Below are 21,770 nucleotides of genomic sequence, written 5' to 3' on the forward strand. Positions count from 1 at the left end.
GATGGCACATGCAAAAAGCACTTACAGACAAAACGATCGAAGCCGTGAAGGCGGGACCGAAGCGACAAGAGTTTCACGATTTACGCTGCCCGGGAATGACGCTTCGCGTTGAGCGATCGGGCCGTAAAACCTTCTACATCAAGTTCCGATACGGGCTGAAACAGAAGCGGATGAAGCTCGGCGTTTATCCGCGAATGTCACTGGCAACCGCACGAGGAAAAGCGAACGATCTTCTTCGTCAGGTGGATGAAGGCGTCGATCCCACGAAGCGTATGCATTCGCCGGGGCGAACGACGCCCAGCCGCCGCAAAACGCGAATGTCGAGCGCCAGCACTTCCTCAACATTGCCAACATGCGTTGATCGCCGCGCACCCGATCCAATGCCGCCCATGAATTCCTCCTGCATCTCGGACGGCATCATACATCCGAAACCGTTCGGTCTCAGGCCCAGCCTCCGGCTCTGCGGAAGGCGGCTCCGTGCCTCTCAAGCTGGCTATTCAGCGAAATACTGTGGCTTGGGGTAGGTGCCCTGGCCCTAATCGAGCAGCCGCCCCGGCGTTACACCCAAGGCCGCAGCTAGCTTGTCCACTACGGTGATAGTCGGGTTGCGCGCGCCCCGTTCAAGGTCGCTGATGTAGGTGCGGTGCAATCCGGCCTCGTCCGCGAATGCTTCCTGCGACCAGCCCTTTTCCTGCCGTAGCAGGCGCAGGTTTCTCGCAAGACGTTCCCGAATATCCATCACTGCGACATGGACCGTCATGTAGCCAATCAGTCTACAGACGATCGGTTACAATTCACTTTGCCAGAGCGCCGCCATTTTCTTATCGATGTCACTTATCGACTACAGCGAGAGGTGGCTATGCATCGCCAAACAGACCAATGCCGTTAGGCACACTTCATACGGTTGAGGGGATCGTGCGCCATGAGCCGCGCCGCTTCATCCTCGCGGTTCATGGTGGCGGCGAATGGGAGCTTGAGCCGGATCGCCATGTCGTGCGGCACGTCGATTGTTCGGTCGTGATCGAGGGCGTTCGAACTGGTTTCAACCGGCTAGAGGTCGTGCGTATCAAACGCGAAGGGGAAGAATGGCCACCTGAACAAAGCTGGACGGCTTGGTTCAATCGCTGGCGGAAGCGATAGGGCCGGGGATGTATGAGCGTTTCAGAGGCAGCAACATCTGATAGCGCGGCTCAAACTGGTGGTAATGCTCGTAGATCAATTCGATTAATGCCGCCCCGTCGATCAGTCGCAAGTTCGGCTTGGTCTGCTCAAAGGTTCGTGCATCGGCCGAAAACGAACCGAGCGTCACGAACAGGCCTTTTTCCTCCCGCTCAATCGCGCCGAACAGCTTTTGCACATCCGGGCGGCCGATGGTGGACAGAATTTGCTTGCATTGCACCTTGATGATGGGCGGTTCGAAGCCGAGTTCGTCCCGGTGCGCGATTATGTCCACCCCGCCATCCGCCGATGCCTGCGTAACCCGCGAGTAATAGCCCATGCACTTTAGCAAGTGCGCGATGAAATGCTCAAATTGATAGGGTGTCTGTGATGTCTTCAGGCGCTTGATGATGAAGTCCTCGGTCGTTTCCTCCACCTGTTCGGAAACCCGTTCTGCACTCGCTTCGTCTATATCCGCAGGTTCAAAGGCTTCGCCTTGGGGCATTCATATGCGCCGCGATCACGGACTTGCTCCGATTGAGCAGGGCTATATCGCAATCGGCTGGCACGAAATGGGCGACCTGTCCCTCATCAAGCCGACGCGCGACGCATTCAAAGCCGAATATGAACGCGCTTATCCCGATGCTGGGCTGGGCAAGGTCCGCACGTCGGCGGGTGTCCCCTTTCGCTTTCTTGTGGAAATGAAACCCGGCGATATCGTCATCTTCCCATCTAAGCCCGACCGGATGGTTAACATCGGCGTGGTTGATGGCCCCTATCTCTACCAAGCGCAGGCACCGTTCGATTGCCCGCACCGCCGTGCTGTCAAATGGCTCAAGCACATCCCGCGCGCCGACTTCAGCCAGAGCGCGCTCAATGAAATCGGCTCGGCGCTCACACTGTTCAAGGTGGCGACTAACGCCGACGAGTTTCTTGCGGCGCTGGAAATCGTGCGGTCTGCCATCAAATGTCGCCCGTGTCGTTTTCAAAGGTTTTTATAATGGTCGTCATTCGATCAATGATCCGATCAATGATTTTCCGACGCTCAAGAATTCTTGGCTTGACTGTCAACGCATCTACTACGTCTTCACGCGGTGGCGCCTGTCCTGTGAAGTTATACAGCTCAATAAGATGGTCGAGTTGCTTACGGTCAATTCCCTCTGAAGCGCAAAGCGCGTCCAATGCATCTTCGCGCTCAACTTCCCAGTACGAACGGAACACAGCTTCGACATTATCGCCCTTGCCAATTTGAGGCATGTTTTGCTCAATAAATTTCTCAATCAGTTCGCGCTTACTCCGCAAAGATGGTTCCGATGACACAATGTCCAAAACGTCGGCGATCCGCTTGGTTCGGTCAGCCGCTTGCCCAGGGGCCGCGTTGGCGTCGTTCAGAAGCTGAAGAATATAGGCGACATTGATTTTGTCCTGCCGGATCAATTCCAGTTCAAAATCGATGTCGTTTATGATCGAGACAGCATCTCCCTCATCCTGCTTGCGCGTTTGATCATGAATATCGAGGTACTTGCTTTTGAAGTCATCGAACGTTTGAGAGTCAATTGCGAGGTCTGCCCAGTTGAATTGCGCAAAGACATCTAACACATTTTTGATGCGAGCAAGCTGGCGGAATGCACGAACGAATCTCAGGCGCTCATTCTCATCTGCTAGCGCATCTATGCTATCAACCGTTGGGGTTATGGCCAGTAGCAGAGCAACCGCATCATTGAACTTGGTAACTTGATCCTCGTAAGGTTCGATGAGGATCGTTTCGCTGGCATACTTGTCAGCGAATAAAGCTACGGCTTCATCCGTTGCCTTTTTTAGGTTGCGAAACGCGACGATATTGCCTTGCGACTTGACCTCGTTGAGGATGCGGTTGGTTCGAGAATAGGCCTGAATGAGACCATGATATTTCAGGTTTTTATCGACGTAGAGTGTGTTGACCTTCTTTGCGTCGAAGCCGGTCAAAAACATCGCGACGACCAACAGGATATCGACACGATCCTTATCGTTGAAGCTTTCGCGTTCGCGCTCTTTGATGCGTTTCCCGATGTCCTTGTAATAGTTGTAAAAACCCTGGCCGTCTCGGGTTGTGAAGCTGGTGCCGAACATCGCGTTGTAGTCCGCGATGTAACTTTCCAGCTTGTCGCGGGTGTGGCGGTGGGTTGGGGTATCGGTGGCAATATCGAATTCGGGTTCCGCGATAAGCCCGTTGGCATCCTTGTCGTCTTCATTCGCGGCAAACGTGAAGATGGTAGCGACCCGCAAATCGTGAAGGCCAGCCTCTCGCTTGGCGCGGAAGAACTCATAATATTGTGTCAACGCATCGACACTGCCGACCGCAAGGATTGCCGTGAAATCGTGCTCATGGGTTTTGCGACTGTGGTTGGCGACGATCCAGTCGACTACCCCCTCGATGCGATCAGGATTCTCAAAGAACTCCTTCGTGTCGATGCCTGCGACTTTTTCGTCAATCAGACTGCCGTCGCGCCGACGCAATTTGCCCCAATATTCGACCGAAAATCGCAAGACGTTTTCGTCGCGAATTGCATCGGTGATAACGTACCGGTGCAGGCATTCGCCGAACAAATCCTTCGTCGTCCGGGCAATCGCCTCGCTGCGGTTGGCGTTGACCTCAAGGATAGGGGTGCCGGTGAAGCCGAACATCTGGAAGTTGGTGAAAAAGCTGGTGATGCGCTTATGCGTTTCGCCGAATTGCGAGCGATGGCATTCGTCGAAGATGAACACGATCCGCCGTCCGCGCAGCGGTTCCATCCGTTCCAGAAACTGCGCCTTGGATATCGCTACGTTCAACTTCTGGATGGTCGTCACAATCAGCGGCGTGCTGTCGTCGGTGAACTGACGCACGAGAGTGTTGGTGTTGTGAGTCCCGTCAACGCTGCCTTCGCTGTAGGCATTGAACTCGCGGGTCGTCTGGTAGTCTAGGTCGGCGCGATCGACGACGAACACGACTTTCGCAACGTCAGGCATTTCGGTCAGAATCTGCGACGCCTTGAAGCTCGTCAGCGTCTTGCCTGATCCCGTCGTGTGCCAGACGTAGCCGCCCTTGGTACTGTTCTTTACCCGATCTATCAGCGCCTCAACCGCGTAAAACTGATATGGGCGCAGGACCATAAGCTGCTTGTCGCCCTCATGCAGCACCGTGTATTTAGCGATCATCTTCGAGACGTGGCACTTATCGAGGAAAGCTTCGGCAAAGTCGCTAAGCTGGTTCAGCGGCGTGTTGTCGATTCCGCTCCAAGTGAACGTTTGTTTGAAGCTCTGCTTGCGGTTGTTGGCGTAATAGCGCGTGTTGACGCCATTCGAGATGACAAAAATCTGTATATATTGGAAAAGTCCGCGACCAGTTGTGTAGCTGTGTCGGTGATAGCGGTTGACCTGATTGAACGCCTCTTTCAGCTCAAGCCCGCGCCGTTTCAGCTCGATCTGGATCAGCGGCAAGCCGTTCACAAGCAGGGTCACGTCGTAGCGGTTCTTGAACGCTCCATCCTGCGCAATCTGGTTCGTCACCTGATAGCGGTTTTGACACCATTCGCGGGTGTTCATGAATTCGATATAGCAAGTGCTGCCATCCTCTCGGATCAGGCCGAACCGATCGCGCAGCGTCTTGGCGCGATCGAAGACATTGCCCTTGTCGAGATGATTCAGCACGCGCGCAAATTCTGCGTCGGTCAACGTCACACCGTTCAAGCGACCGGCGTTGTGGGCTTCGAGCTGCACCTTGAGATTGGCAATCAGCGCAGCCTCGTTTTGCAGGGTCACGCGGTCCCACCCGCGCGCTGCCAAGCGGTCGATCAGGCTGTCTTCAAGTTGGGCCTCAGTCTGCGTCGCCATCGTCGCCCCCTTCGCTATTTTGGGCTTCGCGCTGGGCGTCGATGTAGGCCTCTAGCTCGATCAAATAGTCTTCATAATAAAGGCGATAAAGTGCGTCGCTGTAGAGCAGCTTGCCGTCGAGCGGGTACTGTCGGTCCAGCTCCTCGTTGAAGTCGGGGTTGTCGTCATACGGCGTGTCTGGAATCCCGCCCGGTAGCAAATCGGGTTGGTCCGCATCGTCCTCAGCGACGTCGGTCGGCACCGTTGGCGCGGTTCGGGCGAAATACGATTGCAGCATGTAGAACGCGACAGCGTCGGTCATCTGAAGGCACAGCCGCGCAAAGTCTCTGTCGCTTTCTTCGACCTTTGGGGCAGCCTTGCCATGCGATATATCGCCACGCGCGTTGCGAAGCGCGCCAAGCGAATGCGCTAGACCGCCCACGCGGTTGACGAAATGATCCTCGATAATGTCATCATTAGCGCGCAGCAGTTTAGCCGCCCACTTAACCAGCGGCTCAACCTCCTTTTTGTTGAGATCGTCGCGCGTTGCGGCCGCGTCGAGGCCAAGGATGATGGTCTTGGCGATCCCCTCCAATAGCGCCTTGCAAGTCTCGATACAGATATCGGGATGGACAGCGATGTTGCGACGCGCTTTTCCAAACAGCGGCAGGTAGTAGACGCAATCGGGGAATTGCGCCTGGTTCGCTTTGATCAACTTCGACGATCTTTGCACCCGCCGACCCTAAACGAACATCTGCTGCAACAGGCCTTTTTTGAAGGCCTGCATCGCGCGGATCTTGGCGGACACCGCGCCGATTCTGTCATCAACCGTACTTAGGAAAGCGGCAATTTTGCGCTGCTCATCGGGATGGGGCATGGTCGCAACGATCTTTGAAACCTCCGTCTTATTGATTTCCAAGAAGGTCGATCCTGCGGCCCAGCGCAGAAATTTCCTTTTGTGAAACACGGCCCAATAATACCAGAATTCATTATCGTGCTCAGGCTTTACGATCATCGCTTGAAAGCCCTGATTGGTCGAACATTCTTTTCTGGCAATGCCGACGTCGCCGACATTGGCGCGCGTCGAAAGCAGCAACGTGCCGATGGGCAGTAATTTCGCAGAAGATTGGTTTAGCCCCGCCAGCGTCAACTTGCGCTCGCTATCGTCGAGGTATTTTGATTTTATCTCGGTTGGCGTAAACCATGGAATATCACCGTCCCAATAGGACGGCTCGGTTGTGTCGGGAGTGCCACCACCGACGATTTGAGCAATTTCACCCAATCGCTTTTCCACCCAATCAGGAAAGGCGGTTCCATCGTCGCGTTTGAAGCGGAGGGTCTGGGCAAAGATACGCTGCATGAGGCCCTTTTTATACCGTTCCAGCGCAACCCGCCGCCGCCGTAGCAAGTCGATCCGTGCATCTACCGCACTTAGAAACGCCGCGATCTTTCGTTGCTCGGCGAGATCGGGCGCAACGCAAACCGAAACGGCGTCGAGCGATTCTTGCCCGATATTATAACGGATGCTGCCACCGCTTCGACTGGTCATGTCCTTTCGGACCGGTGCAGTCTTCAGCAATGCGTCGAAATAATAAGGGTCTATTGCCTGTTTCGGGTGTCCACGGATTACAAAGCCGCCAAAAGTGGCGGGTTGTTGATCGATATAGATGTTGGATTGCCCAACCTCTTCGCGCGTTTCCGAACTGCGCTGAAAAAGGACGTCACCGTAAACGACTTTGTTCTTTGCGAACTCGTTGTCCGATATCTCGACCGATCCGATTATGGCGTCGTGCGTGATAGGTGTATCGGCGATCACGTCCATCACGTTGATAAACTTCCGTCCGCTCCCATACATCGATTTGTCAGCGTTGACGCCGTTTTTGAACGTAAAAAAATCGCCAAGCCGAGCGATTTTCCAGTCGCCGACAAACTCAGGAAAACGCAGCTTCGGAGTCACGAGGGCAGTTCCAGCCCAAGTTCGGCGCAATAGGTCGCAAATTTAGCATCCACATCTGTCAGCTCGACATCGACTGACTTTAACTCAGCAAGAACGGCTTCTAGGTCAATTTCATCTTCTACATGAAACGTATCAACATAACGTGGGATATTGAGGTTATAGTCGTTTGCAGAGATTTCGTTCATTGGCGCAACGTGACTGTAACGGTCCTCACCTGTCCGCGCGCGATAGGTCTCAACGATCTTTGCGATATCCTCGTCTCGTAGAATGTTCTGGTTCTTCACCTTTTCAAAATGCTCGCTGCCGCTTGCGTCGATGAACAGAATGTCGTCGGGATTTTCGCGGCACTTCTTGAATACCAGCACACAGGTCGGAATGCTGGTGCCGTAGAAGATGTTGGCGGGCAGGCCGATCACTGCATCGAGATAATTTCGCTCGGCGATCAGGATTTTGCGGATTTCGCCCTCCGCCCCTCCACGAAACAGCGCGCCATGCGGCAGGATGACGGCCATTGTACCATTGTCCGCCAGATGGTGGATCATATGCAGCACAAAAGCGAAATCGGCCTTCGACGACGGGGCAAGGCGACCATAGGTGCTAAACCGGTCGTCAGTCGAAAAATGTGGATTCGCGCTCCAGTTTGCACTGAATGGCGGGTTGGCGACGACTGCCTCGAATTTCCCATCATGCTGCGGGCGTTCTAGCGTGTCCTCCTGCTTCAAATCGAATTTGCGGTAATGCACACCGTGCAGAATCATGTTCATCCGCGCGAGGTTGTAGGTCGTGCGGTTGAGTTCCTGCCCGAAGAACCCGCCAACTTGCCGCATGCCGACTTCGCGCGCGACGCGAAGCAATAGCGATCCCGAACCGCATGTCGGATCGTAAACGCTTTGGAGGCGCGTCTTTCCGATCGTCACGATTCGCGCAAGGATCGTCGAGACCTGTTGCGGGGTATAAAATTCGCCCGCTTTCTTGCCCGCGCCGCTGGCAAATTTGCCGATCAGATATTCATAGGCGTCGCCCAGCAAATCGCTGTCTGCATCGTGCAGGTGGAAATCGAGCCGGTTGAGGTGGGTGAGGATTTTGGCAACGAGATCGTTGCGGTCGCTGACTTGCCGCCCGAGCTTGGTCGAGTTGAGGTCCATATCCTCGAACAGGTGGTTGAAATCCTCCTCGCTCGCGCTGCCCATCGTCGATTTCTGGATATTCTCCAGAATGCGGGCCAGGTCGTCGAGGATGAAGTTGTTGCCTTTGCGGCTCCCACGATCGGCGATCGACGCAAACAGCTCCGACGGCTTCAGAAAATAGCCCAGCTCATCAATCGCCTCAGACCTGACGGCTTCAAGAACCTCGTCACCTTCGGGGGTGCCTTCTTGGATGTCCGCAAAGCGGATATCGTCCGGTTCTAGAATGCCATCCGCATAGAGATTTATCCGCTCCGAAAGGTACTTATAGAAAATGAACCCCAGAATGTAGTCGCGGAATTCGTCGGCATCCATCTTGCCGCGCAGGTCGTTCGCAATCCCCCAAAGCGCTTTCTCCAGTTCCCTCTTTTGCGCTTCCGTCATCCGACCGTGATTCCCCGTTGCATCGATCGCCTTCCTAGAACGAGACGGGAACTGATGCACCGATTTTGTGACGGTCACGGCGCTGAGGCAACGGGGGCGGGCCGTTCAGATATGAATCGGTTTGGAAGCGCCGGGCGGGGAGGGACCGTTCAGCCACCACAGGACGAGTTCAGGCAATTAACCTGTGGGGGGCTTCATTCCAGCATTCGGGCATCAGTTAGAGTGAGCAGGGCCAGCACGTCGTTACCGAAGGCCTTGACGCACTCCTCTCGCAATTCAAACCGATCTGCATTCCACCGATCGAACCAAGCGTCTGCGCCAATGATGGTTGGCACTGCCCTCTCTATCCCCCCAAACAGGATGTCCATGGCGGCGGACTCAGGGTCCAAGTCGTTTTTTGGAAACCAATGGTCCGGTACGGCGCGATTGCGGCGAAACCAGCGTCGGCCGTTTGGGCCATGGCAAACGATGACACAGGGCCAAGGGCTGAGGTCGATAAAGCGGAGCGCGGTCGCCAATCGACTTGTAGAGAAGGTGGTCGCCAAGGCGTCGATTGCCTCGAATGTCGGCTTCGGAAATTGAGCGGAAAGAGGCCGAAAGAGGTATGCTGGCATGAGGAGGTCTGCTGCATAGTTATCAGCTTGGCGCTCGATCGACGCGCCAGCCTGCCCGGGGGTTCCAATTTCGCTCGCTCGGCAAATCGACGATCGGCCGCGGTGATGTTGCCAATGCCCGAGTTCGTGCGCGATCGAAAAGCGACGACGGCGCGGGTCTCCGTCGTCTTTCACCGTGATAATCGCACGATCCTTGAACCCTATTATCCGCGCTTCGCAGCTCTCTAGTGCGTCGTATCGAACCTTTGCGCCCAAAGCCCAGGCGATCGCCTCTATGTCTATTTCTTCCGGGTTAGTGACACCGAAAGACTGCAAAACATGCTCGGCTACACTCAGTCCTCTCAAATCGGATTCCCGTCCTCATCGATAGCTCCTAACTCTCTCAAGTCGGCCAAGATCGAATCCATCTCCTGCTCAGTGATTCCGTCGCCGTTTCGAGCTGCCATGGTCAGCCGACTTTTCAGTTTGGCATCGTCATTCGCGAAGCGCGCCAAGACAGCCGCCCGATCTCTCAATGGAAGCCGATGAATATTGGTCCGGGCCGACATGGCAGAGCGATCGATTTCGGCGCGCGCTGCAACAAGGCGCGTCTTTCCGCTCTGCGCCGTGGCGACCGCAACCATAGCGCGAAGTCGCACAGCTTCTTTTTGCGGGTCCAATCCCTCCGCCTCGATCTCCGCCAGCAACTCGGTGTCCGAGAGTCTCATCACGTCCGCAACGAGTTCGTCCGCTAAGCGATCAAGGCACGGACCTGTGCGATCCGACCCGCTCACGAAACCCAACCGTTCGGGAATGCGGCATTTATTTTACGACGCATACGCCGCCGAATGGTCGCATAGGCCGTGATGTCGAGATCGTTCATGACCATGATTTCCTCCTTCGACAATTCTTCTAAATCCGCCCACAGAAACAAGGTCGCCTGCTCGTCGTCGGCAAATAATACCTCCAGCGCATCGCGCCGCGCCGCTGCATCTTCCTTTGCCAAGGCCGTTTGCTCGGCGTGCGGCTCCGGCGTAGCTGGCTCGTAATATGCCTGTCCGCTATCAGTGGCCGTATGCATTGAGACCAATTCGGGCAAAAGGCTTGCTTTCTGCTTGCTCGCCCACGCACGGCTACGCATCACACCCACCAAAAACGGCATGATCGCCATTTCGCGCGGGCAGTTCCGGTTGCCTTCAATGGTTTGGCAGATGGCTTCGCTGAGCAGGTCGCTCGCGTCGCAACCTGCGGTCAATGCATAAATACGGCCTGCCCTCTCCAGCCTGAGAAGGTCAGCCGATGTTAGGCCTTCGATCGCCTGCCGCGCTTCCGCGAGATCAAGTGTCGGTCCGTTCACGTAGCTCCGCCGTGGCTTCCATTGAGTAGGCTAGCTTAGAACGCCGCTCAGACATTCGAACAATAATTATTTTCGATGTCCGAGGATGTTGGAAATCCTAGCCTACCCCGATGAGCGTCAATGAAGACGATCGGGAGCGGTGTCGCAAGCCGTCTTACCCTCTATTGCGAGAAAGGAGGAAATGATCATGGCAGGCAAGAACCAACATGTTGTCCCGCACGCAGATGGGTGGGCAGTCCGTGGCGCAGGCAATACCCGCGCGACTTCGGTCTTCGACACCCAGCGCGCGGCAATCGATGCGGCGCGCGGCATTGCGCAAAACCAGCATAGCGAGCTGCTAATCCATGGCCGCAATGGCCAAATTCGCGAGCGCGATAGCTTTGGTGGGGATCCTTTCCCTCCCCGAGGCTAAGTGAGCTGGGCCGCATCTTAGGGTGCGGCCCTTCTTCTATGATCGTATGTATTCGGAGAATGAGATGGCCTTGAATCGCATTCACCTGCGCAAGCTCTTGAAAATCCTTTTCTCGGAGCCGAACGCCCGCCGTTCCGCACTTCGCTCCGACATCCGTGAAGAGATCGCGCGTGAAGCGGGGCAGGATGAAGGCGGAGGCGATTTCTACGCTCCTTTCTGGGCTGACGCCAAGAGCCACGTTTTCGGGACAGCCGATTTACACACTATGGTCGATGACCGTGTGGGAGCGAACGGGCGGCGTGCAAACCTCTACCCCCAATTGCGCGCTGGATTCTTGACCTGGTGGAATGAACGGCGGCGTTGGACCAACGAACCGTTCCGTCTGGGGCGCTCGCTGAAAGCGCATTTTCCCTTTCCCGGCTTAGACGCCACGGTGAAGGTTGATAACGTTTTGACCGTGCGAGATGGGCTAGATGTCGAACACGTCGTCTATCCCTACTTTGCACCCGAGCCAGTTCTTTCAGAGAGCGCGGCACGTCTCGGGTTATGGCTTCTGTCTCGCGCATTGCCGACCGTTCCAGTCGAGGAAATTCGCATCCTTGATGTTATCAGAGGACGGACATTTTCGGTCGATCGGCATTCGCTCCTTGGCAGCGAGGAGCATGAATTCCACCAAAGATACGCGGCTGCGCTGGATGAACGCGCTATCCTCAGGCGCGAATACCCTTGAGCTTGCTGAGCAGTCCGCCGGTTTGCAGCGTCGTAACGCTAATTTGCTCTGATACCCCAGTGGGACCCCGCGCCGGATCACCGTCGCTGTCTTACCTCTAAGTCATTGAAAAATGGTGGACGCACTTGGGCTCGAACCAAGGACCCGCTGATTAAGAGTCAGCTGCTCTACCAACTGAGCTATGCGTCCACATGCCGTTTTCCGGCCAGCCTGGCAGCATCGAGAGAGCCTCTTTGCTGCGAAGCGAGCGGCCCGCTATCATGGCGTTGCGGGGATGGCAATGCCTTGGGCATGTTTTTCGAAAGTTTTTTGTCAGTGGAAGCGGCGGGTGCCCGTTTTGCTGTCGTTGTCGATCGCCAATATGATGCCGACGCACGTCATGATCGTCAGCATCGACGACCCGCCATAGGAAAACAGCGGCAGCGGAATGCCGACCACCGGCGCCATACCCATCACCATCGACAGATTGATCGCGATGTAGAAGAAGATCGTCATCGTCAGCCCCGCGGCGGTGAGCTGGCCGAAGCGCGTCCGGGCGCGCAGCGCGACGCGCGTCGACCAGCGCAGCAGCAGGAAAAAGCCGAGGAGCAGCGCCAGCCCGCCGATCAGCCCCCATTCCTCCGCCATCGTCGCGAAGATGAAGTCGGTGTGGCCTTCGGGCAGGTAATCGAGATGGCTTTGCGACCCGTTGAGGAAGCCCTTGCCGCCGATGCCGCCCGATCCGATCGCGATCTTCGACTGGCTGATATGGTATCCGGCGCCGAGCGGGTCGCTTTCGGGGTCGAGGAAGATCAGGATGCGCTTTTGCTGATAATCGTGCAGCATCGAGAAGATGACGGGCAGGGCCGCGGCACCCGCGAGCGCGGCGCTGCCGAACCACCAGAAGGGCAGGCCCGCGATGAACATCACGACCACGCCGCTGGCGCAGATCGCCAGCGCGGTGCCAAGGTCGGGCTGCAGCATGACGAGCGCCGCGGGCAGCCCGATCATGACCAGCGCCGGCCACAGTGCGGTCCAGCCGCGCGTTTCCCCGGGAGGAAGCTGGGTATAGAAGCGCGCGAGCGCGAGCACGATCGCGACCTTCATCAGTTCCGAGGGCTGGAGGTTCATGAAGCCGAGGTTGAGCCATCGCTGGCTGCCTCCGCCGACGAAACCGAGCAGTTCGACCGCGACGAGCAGGATCAGCACACCGATATAGCCCAGATAGGCGAAATCCTCGAAAATCCGCATCGGGAAGCGCCCGATGACGAGCGCGACGCTCAGGAAGACGAGGAAGCGGACGCCCTGATTGAGCGCCCATGGCGAGAAGTTGCCGCCCGCCGCCGAATAGAGGACGAGCAGCCCGAAACCGGTGATCGCCGACAGCAGCGCCATCAGCTTCCACGGGAAGCGCTGGATCGCGGGCGGGACGGGAATCATGGGGCGGGCTCCGGCGGGTCGGGCTTGGTTGTGGCGCCCGCTTTCCACGCGGCATAGTCGCGGTCCATGCGGTCCTTGATCGTGCCGCCCCAGCCGGCCTCGAAACCTTCCAGCGCTGCCATCGCCTTTTCGCGGTCGAACAGGAAGGTCATGAAGTCCTTGGCCACCGGCGCCGCCGCGCGCGATCCGCCCATGCCATGCTCGATCACCACCGCGGTCGCATAGCGCGGGTTGTCGACCGGGGCGAAGCCGATGAACAGGCCATGGTCGCGGAATTTCCACGTACCGCCCTTGCCGTTGCCCGTGCCGAGCCCGCGGACCTGCGCGGTGCCGGTCTTGCCCGCCATGGTGATGCCGTCGAGCGGCAGGCGGCTGCGCCCGGCGGTGCCGCCGGGGCCGTTGACGACCAGGTCCATCCCGTGGCGCGCAGTGGCGAGCGCTTCGGCCGAGAAGGGCAGCGGCTCATTCTTGAATTCGCGGTTGATCAGGCGGGGATAGAGGCGGCGCCCCGACGCGATCCGCGCCGCCATCACTGCGAGCTGGAGCGGGTTCACGCTGACATAGCCTTGGCCGATGACGGCATTGAGCGAGTCGGAAGCCGACCATTTCTGGTCGTATTTCCTGAGCTTCCACGCGCTGTCGGGAATGGTGCCGTAACGCTGGCTGCTGCCCGCGAGCTGGAATTCCTCGCCCAGCCCCATCAAACGCGCGGTCGGCGCGATCGCATCATAGCCCAGCCGGTCCGCGAGCCAGTAGAAATAGCTGTTGCAGCTTTTCATGATCGCCGACGGCATGTCGAGGCTGCCGTGCGTGCCGAGGCAGCGGAAGAAGCGGTTGCCGAGGCGATAGCCGCCGATGCAGGTATGGCGCTCGCTGGGGTCGACGCCATGTTCGATCGCGGCGATCGCGGCCATCGGCTTCAGCGTCGATCCGGGCGGATACAGGCCGCGCGTTGCCTTGTTGATCAGCGGCTGGTGATCGTCGGCGCGCAGCCAGCTATATTCGCTGTTGCTGATCCCGTCCGAAAAGCTGTTGGGATCGAAACTGGGCATCGAGCAGAAGGCGAGGATGTCGCCGTTCTGGCAATCGATGACGATCGCCGCGCCCGATTCGCGCCCCATGCGCCGCGCGACATATTCCTGCAGGTCGGCGTCGATCGTCAGATGGACGGTCTTGCCCTGCTGGTCGGCCTGGGTGCTGAGTTCGCGCACCACCTTGCCGCGCGCGGTGACCTCGACCCGCTTGGCGCCGGGCTTGCCGCGCAACATCGGCTGGAAATATTTCTCGAGCCCGTCCTTGCCGATCTTGAACCCCGGCGTGATGTAGAGCGGGTCCCTGACCTTCTCATATTCCTCGGCGTTGGGAGCGCCGACATAGCCGATCAGGTGGCCGACCGCGGCGCCGGTCGGGTAATTGCGCGCAAAGCCGCGCTGCGGCGCCATGCCCGGCAGGTCGGGCAGGCGGACGAGCACCGATGAATATTCGGCCTCGGTCATGTCCTCGGCTACCGCGACCGGCTGGAATCCCGATGCGGCCTTGAGGTCGCGTTCGATGCGCTCCATCGTGTCGCCGTCGAGCCGCAGCAGCGTCTTCAATTGCCCCAGCACCAGCTCCTTGTTGTGCAGCCGGTCGGGAATGATGTCGATGCGCAAGGACACGCGATTGTTCGCGAGCGCCTTGCCGTTGCGGTCGACGATCCAGCCGCGCCGCGGCGGCACCAGCGTCAGATTGACGCGGTTGCTTTCGGATTCAAGCACATAGCGGTCGTTGTCGATGACCGAGATATAGGCCATGCGCGCCGCGAGCGCGGTGCCGACCGCGACCTGCGCGCCGCCGACGACGAGCGCGCGGCGGGTGAAGGTGATCCCCCTCCATGCCTCGGTGATCGGGGGACTCTTGCGCGGGTTCTTGCGGCGGAACATCGTTATGCGTTTATCTGCGTTTCAGGCGGAAATTGTCAAACTTGCCGGTGAGGCGAAGGAACAGCGGGACGAGCAGGGCGGAGATGATGATCTGCGGCACGACGAGCCCCAGCACATGGCCGTGCGCGGCATGCGGGTGGGCGATCAGCGCCGCGAGCGCCTGGATGATCGCGACAAGCAGCGCTGCGATCGCCCAATCGTGGAAAAAGCCGCGCCAATAGATGCGCTGCGACGAATAAGCGATCGCGATGCTCGCCAGCGTCCACAGCCCGACCGCGGTGCCGATCGGCGCGCCGCTGAACAGATCGTCCCACAGGCCGAGCGGCAGCCCGACCCACACCGGCCACATTTCGGTGCGCAAAAGCTGCCAGCACAGGAAAAACAGCAGTCCGAGCGGTGGCAGCACCGGCGAATTGGCGATCAGCGGCAGCGTCAGCGGCAGCGCCGATGCGACCATCACGGTCGCGACCGGCACCACCCGCATCCGCCACAGCGACGCGGGTTCGCCGAGGCGAGGACCCTTCCGGTTCATGGCGTCCCGGCAGGCGGGGCGGTTGGGGCAGGGATAGCCTGCGCCTCGATATTGTCTGGCGTATAGGGGCGCAGCACCGACACCGCGTCGACCTTGCCGGGGTCGGCCAGCGGGCGTGCCAGCGCGCCGTCGTCCTGCCGCCGCACCACGATCGCGACCGGGATGTTCGGCGGATAGAGGCCGCCGGTGCCCGAGGTGACGAGGATATCGCCGGGCTTGAACGGGTTGTTGGCGATGTTGAGCGTCCGGATATCGAGGTCGCCATTGCCACGGCCGTTGGCGAGCGCGGGCAGGCCGTCGCTGGCGCGGCGTACCGGCACGATATTGTCGACGTCGGTGAGCAGCAGCACCTGCGAAACCGAGGGGCCGGAGGAGAGCACGCGGCCGATCAGCCCGTCGGCGCCGCGCACCGGCTGCCCCGCCATGACGCCGAGGTTGCGGCCGAGGCTGAGCAGCGCGAGCCGCTTGCTGCTCGTCGAGGTCGAGGTGAGGAGGTAGCCGTTGGCGAGCGCGCTTTTGTCGGTTTCCTGCAACTTCAGCAGCGCCTTCAGCTGGCGATTCTCTTCCTGCAGCGAACTCGTTGCGACGAGCTTGCGGCGCGTTTCGGTCAATTCCTTGCGCAGCCGCCGGTTTTGCGATCCGGCGCTGACATAGGCGCCGACGCTGTCGTCGATACCCGAAATCGACCCCGTCACCGATCGTGTCACGCGCGCGACGGGCGCGGTGATTTCCTGGCTCGCTACACGCAATTGGGCGAAGCCGACGGGATCAACGACCGACAGGATCGCCAGCAACAGCCCTGCCACCGCCCCGGTCACCGCAATGACATAGGCCGCGAACAGGCTGTACTGGGCCTTTCGGGATTGCCCCGGACGATGATGTGCCGGGCGAGCCATGGTGCAGCGTTATCCGATCAGGCTTGCTGGAGCACGCCGCGAAAGGCGGGGTCTTCCATCGCGCGGCCGGTGCCGATCGCGACGCAGGTCAGCGGATCCTCGGCGACCGTGACGGGCAGGCCGGTCGCGTCGCGCAGCAGTTCGTCGAGTTCGGCGATCAGAGCGCCGCCACCGGTCAGGACGATGCCCTGGTCGACGATGTCGGCGGCCAGTTCGGGGGCGGTGTTCTCAAGTGCGATCCGCACCCCCTCGACGATCGTGCCGATCGGTTCGGACAGGGCTTCGGCGATCTGCGCCTGGTTGATCGAGATTTCCTTGGGCACGCCGTTGACGAGGTCGCGGCCCTTGATGTGGATCGTCATCCCGACGCCGTCGGCCGGAATGCGGGCGATCCCGAAATCCTTCTTGATCCGTTCGGCAGTCGCTTCGCCGATCAGCAGATTATGGTGTCGGCGGACATAAGAGACGATCGCTTCGTCCATCTTGTCGCCGCCCGCGCGGACCGAGGTGGTGTAAGCGAGGCCGCGGAGCGAGAGCACCGCGACTTCGGTGGTGCCACCGCCGATGTCGACGACCATCGAGCCGATCGGTTCGGTCACGGGCATGTCGGCGCCGATCGCGGCCGCCATCGGTTCCTCGATCAGCCACACTTCGCTGGCGCCGGCGTTCGATGCGGCGTCGCGGATCGCGCGGCGTTCGACGCTGGTCGAGCCTGAGGGGACACAGATCACGATTTCGGGGCTGCGGAATGCGTTGGGCTTGCCGCCGTGGACCTTGGTGATGAAGTGCTTGATCATCTGTTCGGCGACGTCGATGTCGGCGATGACGCCGTCGCGCAGCGGACGGATCGCCTCGATGCTGTCGGGGGTCTTGCCCATCATCAGCTTCGCGTCATCGCCGACCGCCTTGACCCGCTTGATTCCGTTCAACGTCTCGACCGCGACGACCGAGGGTTCGTTCAGCACGATGCCCTTGCCGCGCACATAGACCACCGTGTTCGCGGTGCCGAGGTCGATCGCCATGTCTTGGGAATTGAATTTGAACCAGCGGGAAAAGAAGGACATCGATTACTGCTTCCTGTCATCGACAGCGCGGCGTTCGAACGGGCCGCACCACCGTCGTCAAAATTGCGCGTTCCCGTGCCGACTGCAGGACCAAATCTGGGGGAGATTCCGGCTCGGCCGAGGTCGGCTGGCTGGACAGGAAGATCAGGCTGTGCGGGTGGGTCGCGATTTGCGTTCGACTGCGCTAGGAGAGGCCCCATGTCAATACGTCGCCTGCCGGAAAAGCTCGTAAATCGGATCGCAGCCGGTGAAGTGGTCGAAAGACCCGCCGCAGCGCTCAAGGAACTGGTTGAAAACGCCATCGATGCCGGGGCGACTCGTATTTCGGTGCGAATCGTCGAAGGCGGAATTCTTCGGCTCGAGGTCGAGGATGACGGCTGCGGGATGACCGCCGCCGACATGGCGCTCGCGCTCGAACGGCACGCGACGTCGAAGCTGCCGACCGACGCGATCGAGGATGTCACGACGATGGGGTTTCGCGGCGAGGCGCTGCCGTCGATCGCCAGCGTCGCCAGGCTGACGCTCGAAAGCCGGGTGGCGGGCGGCGATGGCTGGAAACGCGTTGTCGATAATGGCACCGGGGCTGCCGAAGGACCGGCGGCGCTGGCAAAGGGCACGCGCGTCGTCGTCGAGGATCTGTTCGCGCGCGTTCCCGCGCGGCGCAAATTCCTGCGCAGCGGCCGCAGCGAATATGCCGCCTGCCTCGATGCGGTCCGGCGGCTGGCGATGGCGCGCCCCGATGTGGGTTTCACCGTCGAGCATGACGGGCGCCGCGTGCTCGATGTGCAGGGAGGGCAGGACCGGGTTACGCGCGTCGCCGCGCTGACCCAGCGCGAACTGGCCGCGAACAGCATCGGCGTCGATCTCGATCGCGGCGAGGTGCATATGGGCGGCGTGATCAGCCTGCCGACCTACAATCGCGGCATCGCCGATCATCAATATCTGTTCGTCAACGGCCGCCCGGTGAAGGACCGGCTGCTCGTCGGGGCCTTGCGCGGCGCCTATGCCGACCTGCTTGCGCGTGATCGCCATCCCGTCGTCGCGCTGTTCCTCGACGTGCCGACGAGCGAGGTCGACGTGAATGTCCATCCCGCAAAGACCGAAGTGCGCTTTCGCGATCCGCAGCTCATTCGCGGGATGATCGTCGGCGGCCTCCGCCGCGCGCTCGACGAACATGGCTTCCGCAGTGTCCAGCGTCCCGCCGAAGCGGCCGTCGCGGCATGGCAACAAGAACCGGTCGCGCCAGCGCCGGCGCCGACACTGTTCGCGGCGCATCTGCCCTATCCACACGCGCCGGCGACGCACCTGTTTGGCGCCGATGGCGATGCGGCGACGCAAGCGTTGCTGCGCGATCGGGTCATTGATTTTGCGCCCTCGCCCGACGCCTTGCCGATGGGCCGCGCTGAGACGGCGACCGCGCCGGTGCCGCAACTTGAAGCCCATCCGCTCGGCATCGCGCGCGGCCAGATCGCGCGCACCTATATCGTTGCCGAGGCCGAGGACGGCCTCGTCATCGTCGACCAGCATGCGGCACACGAGCGGCTGGTGCTCGAACAACTCCGCCGCGGCATGGGCGGGCAGGCAGTTCCCTCGCAGGGCCTGCTGCTTCCCGAAATCGTCGAACTCGACGAGCCCGCGTGCGACCGGATCGAGGCCGCGACGGCTGAACTTGCGGCGCTGGGGGTCGAGATCGAACGCTTCGGTCCCGCCGCGGTCATGGTGCGCGCCACCCCGGCGATGCTCGGCACGGTCGATTGCCATAAGCTCGTCACCGACATCGCCGACGACCTTGCGGGCTATGACGCCGCGCTCGGCCTCAACGAGAAACTCGAACTCGTCGCGGCGACGATGGCGTGCCACGGTTCGGTGCGCGCCGGGCGCACGCTGAATGTCGCCGAGATGAACGCGCTGCTGCGCCAGATGGAAGTCACCCCGCATTCGGGCCAGTGCAATCACGGCCGTCCGACCTGGGTGAAACTGGCGATGGACGATGTGGAGAAATTGTTCGGGCGGAAGTGACCGGCGGCTATGGGGATGGCAACTCGCAGCCGAAAATCGTCTCTCCTGATGGTATTGCGCGTCTTAACCTCGATCGTTAGTAGGCTCAGCGTCGTCGGGAACGAACGGGCGCCCCCTTGCTCGCAAGTCCGCCGGCCAAAGGAGAAAATGTCGATGAAATCCCCTCTTGCGGCGCCGCTTTGCGCCTTGTTTCTGCTCGCCGGCTGTTCGGGCGAACCCCAGTCGGAAGCCAAGACTCCCCCCGCCAAAACCGCAACCGCCGAGAAGAAACTGCCCGACACCGGCGGTGACGCGCCGATCGAACTGAACGCGATCGGCAAGGGCGAACTGCTGGCGCTCAAGGGCGAACTGGGCTGCAGCTTCACCGTCAAGGGCCAGGACGGCGCGGCGCTCGTCGCCAAGGCCGATGTCGGTGCCGACGCCCTGACCGAGGGTGCGGTGAAGATCGGCGATCGCGTTCAGCGTGTCGCCGGATCGGGCGGCTTCGCTGCGCTCGAAAAGGGAATGGCGCTGTCGGGCCCCGGCCTGAAGCTGGCCGTCGAGCGGACCTCGGAAACGTCGAAGAAGACGGGCAACGAGCAGACCGCCTATCCCGCGAAGCTGCTGGCCAGCCGCACCTTTGGCGGCGAGCAGAGCTTCGACGGCGAATGGATCTGCGGCGCCTGAGTGCCCGGGCCTCGCGCCGGGATCACGCCATCGTGATTCCGGCGCGGCCGTTTTCGACCACCCCCGTCGCGCGTTTTGACAATATGTTCACCGGCGTCGTCACCTTGTCGACGACCATGAAATGCGTCTGCCACGCCTCGCGGCCGACCTCGCACACCATATAACCGCGCTGGTCGTTCGCGAATTTGAGTTCGGGATTGAGCTTCAGCCATTCGTCGGTGCCGTTGCGCTGGTCGCTGCCGTCGCCGCCGCTCGAGATCGAGGTGCCGACGAATTCGGCGCCGACGACCTTGTCCTGCCGGATCAGGTCGCCGCAGAAATTCTGATGCTCGTCGCCGGTCAGCACGACGACATTCCTGAGGCCGCCCATGCGTGCCAGCATGCGGTCGCGCGGCGCTTCATAGCCCGCCCAGCTGTCGAGGTTCAGGATCTTCTCGGGCTCGTCGGGTTTGCGGCGGCGGTCGAGCGACATCATCGTCACCTGCTGCGCCAGCGTGTTCCATGTCGCGCCGCCTGCGCCCAGATTGCGGTTCAGCCACTCTTCCTGCGCCTTGCCCAGCACCTGCGCATTCTTGTCGTAAACCCCGGGACAGGCCGGCTTGAAACCGTCTTGGCACGGCTGATCGTCGCGATACTGGCGCGTATCGAGCAACTGCATCGACATCAGGTCGCCGTAGCGAAGCTCGCGGTTCAGCGCGACCATTCCCCCGCGCGGCAGCATCGACCGGCGCACCGGCATATGCTCGTACCACGCCTGCATCGCCGCCTGCTTCTTCAGCATGAAGACCTCGGGCGGCGGCGCGTCGGGATCGTTGGTATCGAGGCCGAGTTTCCAGTTGTCGATATCCGAAACCCAGTCGTTGCGGATTTCATGATCGTCGAAACTCGACAGGAATGCGTGAACCGACCGCGCCGCCTGCTGGTCGATGTCGAGCAACGTCTGGGCATAGGCATTGCGAAAATCGCTCAGGTCAATCAGCGCGCGCTGCGCATAGCGGCGGACCGGACGGATCGGCAGGCCGTCGTCATAGAGATAGTCCTGCTGATATTCATAGATGAAGTCGCCATAATGATAGACGAAGGCGAGTTCTTCGCGCGCCAGATGGCGATAGGCGCCATAGAAGCCGGATTCATAATGCTGGCACCCGGCGACGCCGAATTTGAGCGCGTCGACCTTGGCGCCGGGCATGGGCAGGGTTCGCGCGCGGCCGCGCAGGCTGCGCTCGCCGCCGGCGGTGAAGCGGTAATAATAGGGGCGGTCGGCCTGCAATCCGGCCACCTCGACATGGACGCTGTGGCCAAGTTCGGGGCGCGCGAGTTCGGTGCCTTTCGCGACGACGTCGCGAAAGCCGGTGTCGCTCGCGACCTCCCAGTCGACGGGGATCGAGGCGAGCGGCATGCCGCCATGCGGTGCCATCGGTTCGGGGGCGAGCCGCGTCCAGATGACGAAACCGTCGCTCGCCGGATCGCCCGCCGCAACGCCGAGGCTGAACGGGAAATCGCGAAAAATCCCGCCCTCGGCGCGCAGGATCGCCGGCGCGGCAAGGCCCGCGGCGGTCGCTCCGGCCAGGAAATGACGGCGGTTATACATAAATGGCTCCGTGCGCGAATCGATGACGTATCGATAGACGAGCCGCAAGTTACAC

General features: G+C 60.3%; 22 protein-coding genes and 1 tRNA gene. 7 read left to right on the plus strand and 16 right to left on the minus strand.

The features are described from left to right. Window positions 1-8: 8 nt before the first annotated feature. Window positions 9-524, plus strand: coding sequence for an Arm DNA-binding domain-containing protein (locus tag FHR22_RS03195; protein WP_166938866.1), 516 nt, complete (start codon window positions 9-11; stop codon window positions 522-524). Window positions 525-535: 11 nt separating this feature from the next. Here FHR22_RS03195 and FHR22_RS03200 read toward each other — a convergent pair whose 3' ends face one another. After that, complete coding sequence (locus FHR22_RS03200; RefSeq protein WP_243853435.1) at window positions 536-760, minus strand: helix-turn-helix domain-containing protein; 225 nt, start codon at window positions 758-760, stop codon at window positions 536-538. Between the two features lie 119 nt (window positions 761-879). Here FHR22_RS03200 and FHR22_RS22735 point away from each other — a divergent pair, with 119 nt between their 5' ends. Further along, window positions 880-1,140, plus strand: a complete 261-nt coding sequence (locus FHR22_RS22735) for a DUF5818 domain-containing protein (protein ID WP_425057410.1) — start codon at window positions 880-882, stop codon at window positions 1,138-1,140. Here the strand turns inward: FHR22_RS22735 and FHR22_RS03205 are convergent. Further along, the gene (locus FHR22_RS03205; protein ID WP_243853437.1) at window positions 1,118-1,663 is read right to left on the minus strand and encodes a restriction endonuclease; all 546 of its coding nucleotides are present in this window, start codon (window positions 1,661-1,663) and stop codon (window positions 1,118-1,120) included. The genes FHR22_RS22735 and FHR22_RS03205 overlap by 23 nt on opposite strands. A 4-nt stretch (window positions 1,664-1,667) precedes the next feature. On the opposite strand from FHR22_RS03205, the gene FHR22_RS03210 reads away from it, so the two are divergent. Next, window positions 1,668-2,159 (plus strand): restriction endonuclease, encoded by a 492-nt coding sequence (locus FHR22_RS03210; RefSeq protein WP_208417467.1) that lies wholly within the window; start codon window positions 1,668-1,670, stop codon window positions 2,157-2,159. Here the strand turns inward: FHR22_RS03210 and FHR22_RS03215 are convergent. From FHR22_RS03215 to FHR22_RS03245, 7 genes are all read right to left on the minus strand, one after another. Next, window positions 2,122-5,010 carry a type I restriction endonuclease subunit R gene (locus FHR22_RS03215; protein WP_166938869.1) on the minus strand — a complete coding sequence of 963 codons (2,889 nt, stop codon included), beginning with the start codon at window positions 5,008-5,010 and terminating at the stop codon, window positions 2,122-2,124. The genes FHR22_RS03210 and FHR22_RS03215 overlap by 38 nt on opposite strands. After that, a complete protein-coding gene (locus FHR22_RS03220) occupies window positions 4,994-5,704 on the minus strand; it encodes an abortive infection family protein (protein ID WP_166938871.1) in 711 nt (236 codons plus the stop codon). The genes FHR22_RS03215 and FHR22_RS03220 overlap by 17 nt, the downstream gene beginning before the upstream one ends. Window positions 5,705-5,731: 27 nt before the next feature. Continuing rightward, window positions 5,732-6,946, minus strand: a complete 1,215-nt coding sequence (locus tag FHR22_RS03225; protein WP_166938873.1) for a restriction endonuclease subunit S — start codon at window positions 6,944-6,946, stop codon at window positions 5,732-5,734. Beyond that, entirely contained in the window at window positions 6,943-8,514 is a 1,572-nt protein-coding gene (locus tag FHR22_RS03230; RefSeq protein ID WP_166938876.1) for a type I restriction-modification system subunit M, read from the minus strand. Before FHR22_RS03230 ends, FHR22_RS03225 begins: the two co-directional genes overlap by 4 nt. 194 nt (window positions 8,515-8,708) lie before the next feature. Next, window positions 8,709-9,473: an ImmA/IrrE family metallo-endopeptidase gene (locus FHR22_RS03235; RefSeq protein WP_208417468.1), complete on the minus strand. Its 765-nt coding sequence runs from the start codon at window positions 9,471-9,473 to the stop codon at window positions 8,709-8,711. After that, the gene (locus FHR22_RS03240; RefSeq protein ID WP_166938878.1) at window positions 9,470-9,835 is read right to left on the minus strand and encodes a hypothetical protein; all 366 of its coding nucleotides are present in this window, start codon (window positions 9,833-9,835) and stop codon (window positions 9,470-9,472) included. The genes FHR22_RS03235 and FHR22_RS03240 overlap by 4 nt, the downstream gene beginning before the upstream one ends. A gap of 62 nt (window positions 9,836-9,897) precedes the next feature. Continuing rightward, window positions 9,898-10,464, minus strand: coding sequence for a sigma-70 RNA polymerase sigma factor region 4 domain-containing protein (locus FHR22_RS03245; protein ID WP_166938880.1), 567 nt, complete (start codon window positions 10,462-10,464; stop codon window positions 9,898-9,900). A gap of 187 nt (window positions 10,465-10,651) precedes the next feature. Here FHR22_RS03245 and FHR22_RS03250 point away from each other — a divergent pair, with 187 nt between their 5' ends. Beyond that, window positions 10,652-10,876, plus strand: a complete 225-nt coding sequence (locus FHR22_RS03250; protein WP_166938883.1) for a DUF2188 domain-containing protein — start codon at window positions 10,652-10,654, stop codon at window positions 10,874-10,876. Window positions 10,877-10,940: 64 nt separating this feature from the next. Further along, on the plus strand, window positions 10,941-11,606 hold the full coding sequence (locus FHR22_RS03255) for a hypothetical protein (RefSeq protein ID WP_166938885.1): 666 nt from the start codon (window positions 10,941-10,943) through the stop codon (window positions 11,604-11,606). Window positions 11,607-11,719: 113 nt separating this feature from the next. Here the strand turns inward: FHR22_RS03255 and FHR22_RS03260 are convergent. The 6 genes from FHR22_RS03260 to FHR22_RS03285 form a co-directional block, all read right to left on the minus strand. Beyond that, window positions 11,720-11,795, minus strand: a tRNA-Lys gene (locus FHR22_RS03260). A 123-nt stretch (window positions 11,796-11,918) separates the two neighbouring features. Then, on the minus strand, window positions 11,919-13,025 hold the full coding sequence (gene rodA, locus FHR22_RS03265) for a rod shape-determining protein RodA (RefSeq protein ID WP_166938887.1): 1,107 nt from the start codon (window positions 13,023-13,025) through the stop codon (window positions 11,919-11,921). Next, the gene (gene mrdA / locus FHR22_RS03270) at window positions 13,022-14,947 is read right to left on the minus strand and encodes a penicillin-binding protein 2 (RefSeq protein WP_166938890.1); all 1,926 of its coding nucleotides are present in this window, start codon (window positions 14,945-14,947) and stop codon (window positions 13,022-13,024) included. The genes rodA and mrdA overlap by 4 nt, the downstream gene beginning before the upstream one ends. A gap of 10 nt (window positions 14,948-14,957) precedes the next feature. Beyond that, complete coding sequence (locus FHR22_RS03275) at window positions 14,958-15,479, minus strand: rod shape-determining protein MreD (RefSeq protein WP_166938892.1); 522 nt, start codon at window positions 15,477-15,479, stop codon at window positions 14,958-14,960. After that, complete coding sequence (mreC, locus tag FHR22_RS03280) at window positions 15,476-16,375, minus strand: rod shape-determining protein MreC (protein WP_166938895.1); 900 nt, start codon at window positions 16,373-16,375, stop codon at window positions 15,476-15,478. Before mreC ends, FHR22_RS03275 begins: the two co-directional genes overlap by 4 nt. A 17-nt stretch (window positions 16,376-16,392) precedes the next feature. Further along, window positions 16,393-17,439 (minus strand): rod shape-determining protein, encoded by a 1,047-nt coding sequence (locus tag FHR22_RS03285; protein ID WP_166938898.1) that lies wholly within the window; start codon window positions 17,437-17,439, stop codon window positions 16,393-16,395. Window positions 17,440-17,637: 198 nt separating this feature from the next. On the opposite strand from FHR22_RS03285, the gene mutL reads away from it, so the two are divergent. Next, complete coding sequence (gene mutL / locus FHR22_RS03290; protein ID WP_166938900.1) at window positions 17,638-19,458, plus strand: DNA mismatch repair endonuclease MutL; 1,821 nt, start codon at window positions 17,638-17,640, stop codon at window positions 19,456-19,458. A gap of 153 nt (window positions 19,459-19,611) precedes the next feature. After that, window positions 19,612-20,124, plus strand: coding sequence for a YajG family lipoprotein (locus FHR22_RS03295; RefSeq protein ID WP_166938902.1), 513 nt, complete (start codon window positions 19,612-19,614; stop codon window positions 20,122-20,124). A gap of 22 nt (window positions 20,125-20,146) precedes the next feature. On the opposite strand, the gene FHR22_RS03300 is transcribed toward FHR22_RS03295, so the two are convergent. After that, window positions 20,147-21,715, minus strand: a complete 1,569-nt coding sequence (locus tag FHR22_RS03300) for an alkaline phosphatase D family protein (RefSeq protein ID WP_166938905.1) — start codon at window positions 21,713-21,715, stop codon at window positions 20,147-20,149. Between the last annotated feature and the right edge of the window lie 55 nt (window positions 21,716-21,770).

It is taken from the genome of Sphingopyxis panaciterrae, from assembly GCF_011762125.1.
Lineage (GTDB): Bacteria > Pseudomonadota > Alphaproteobacteria > Sphingomonadales > Sphingomonadaceae > Sphingopyxis > Sphingopyxis panaciterrae.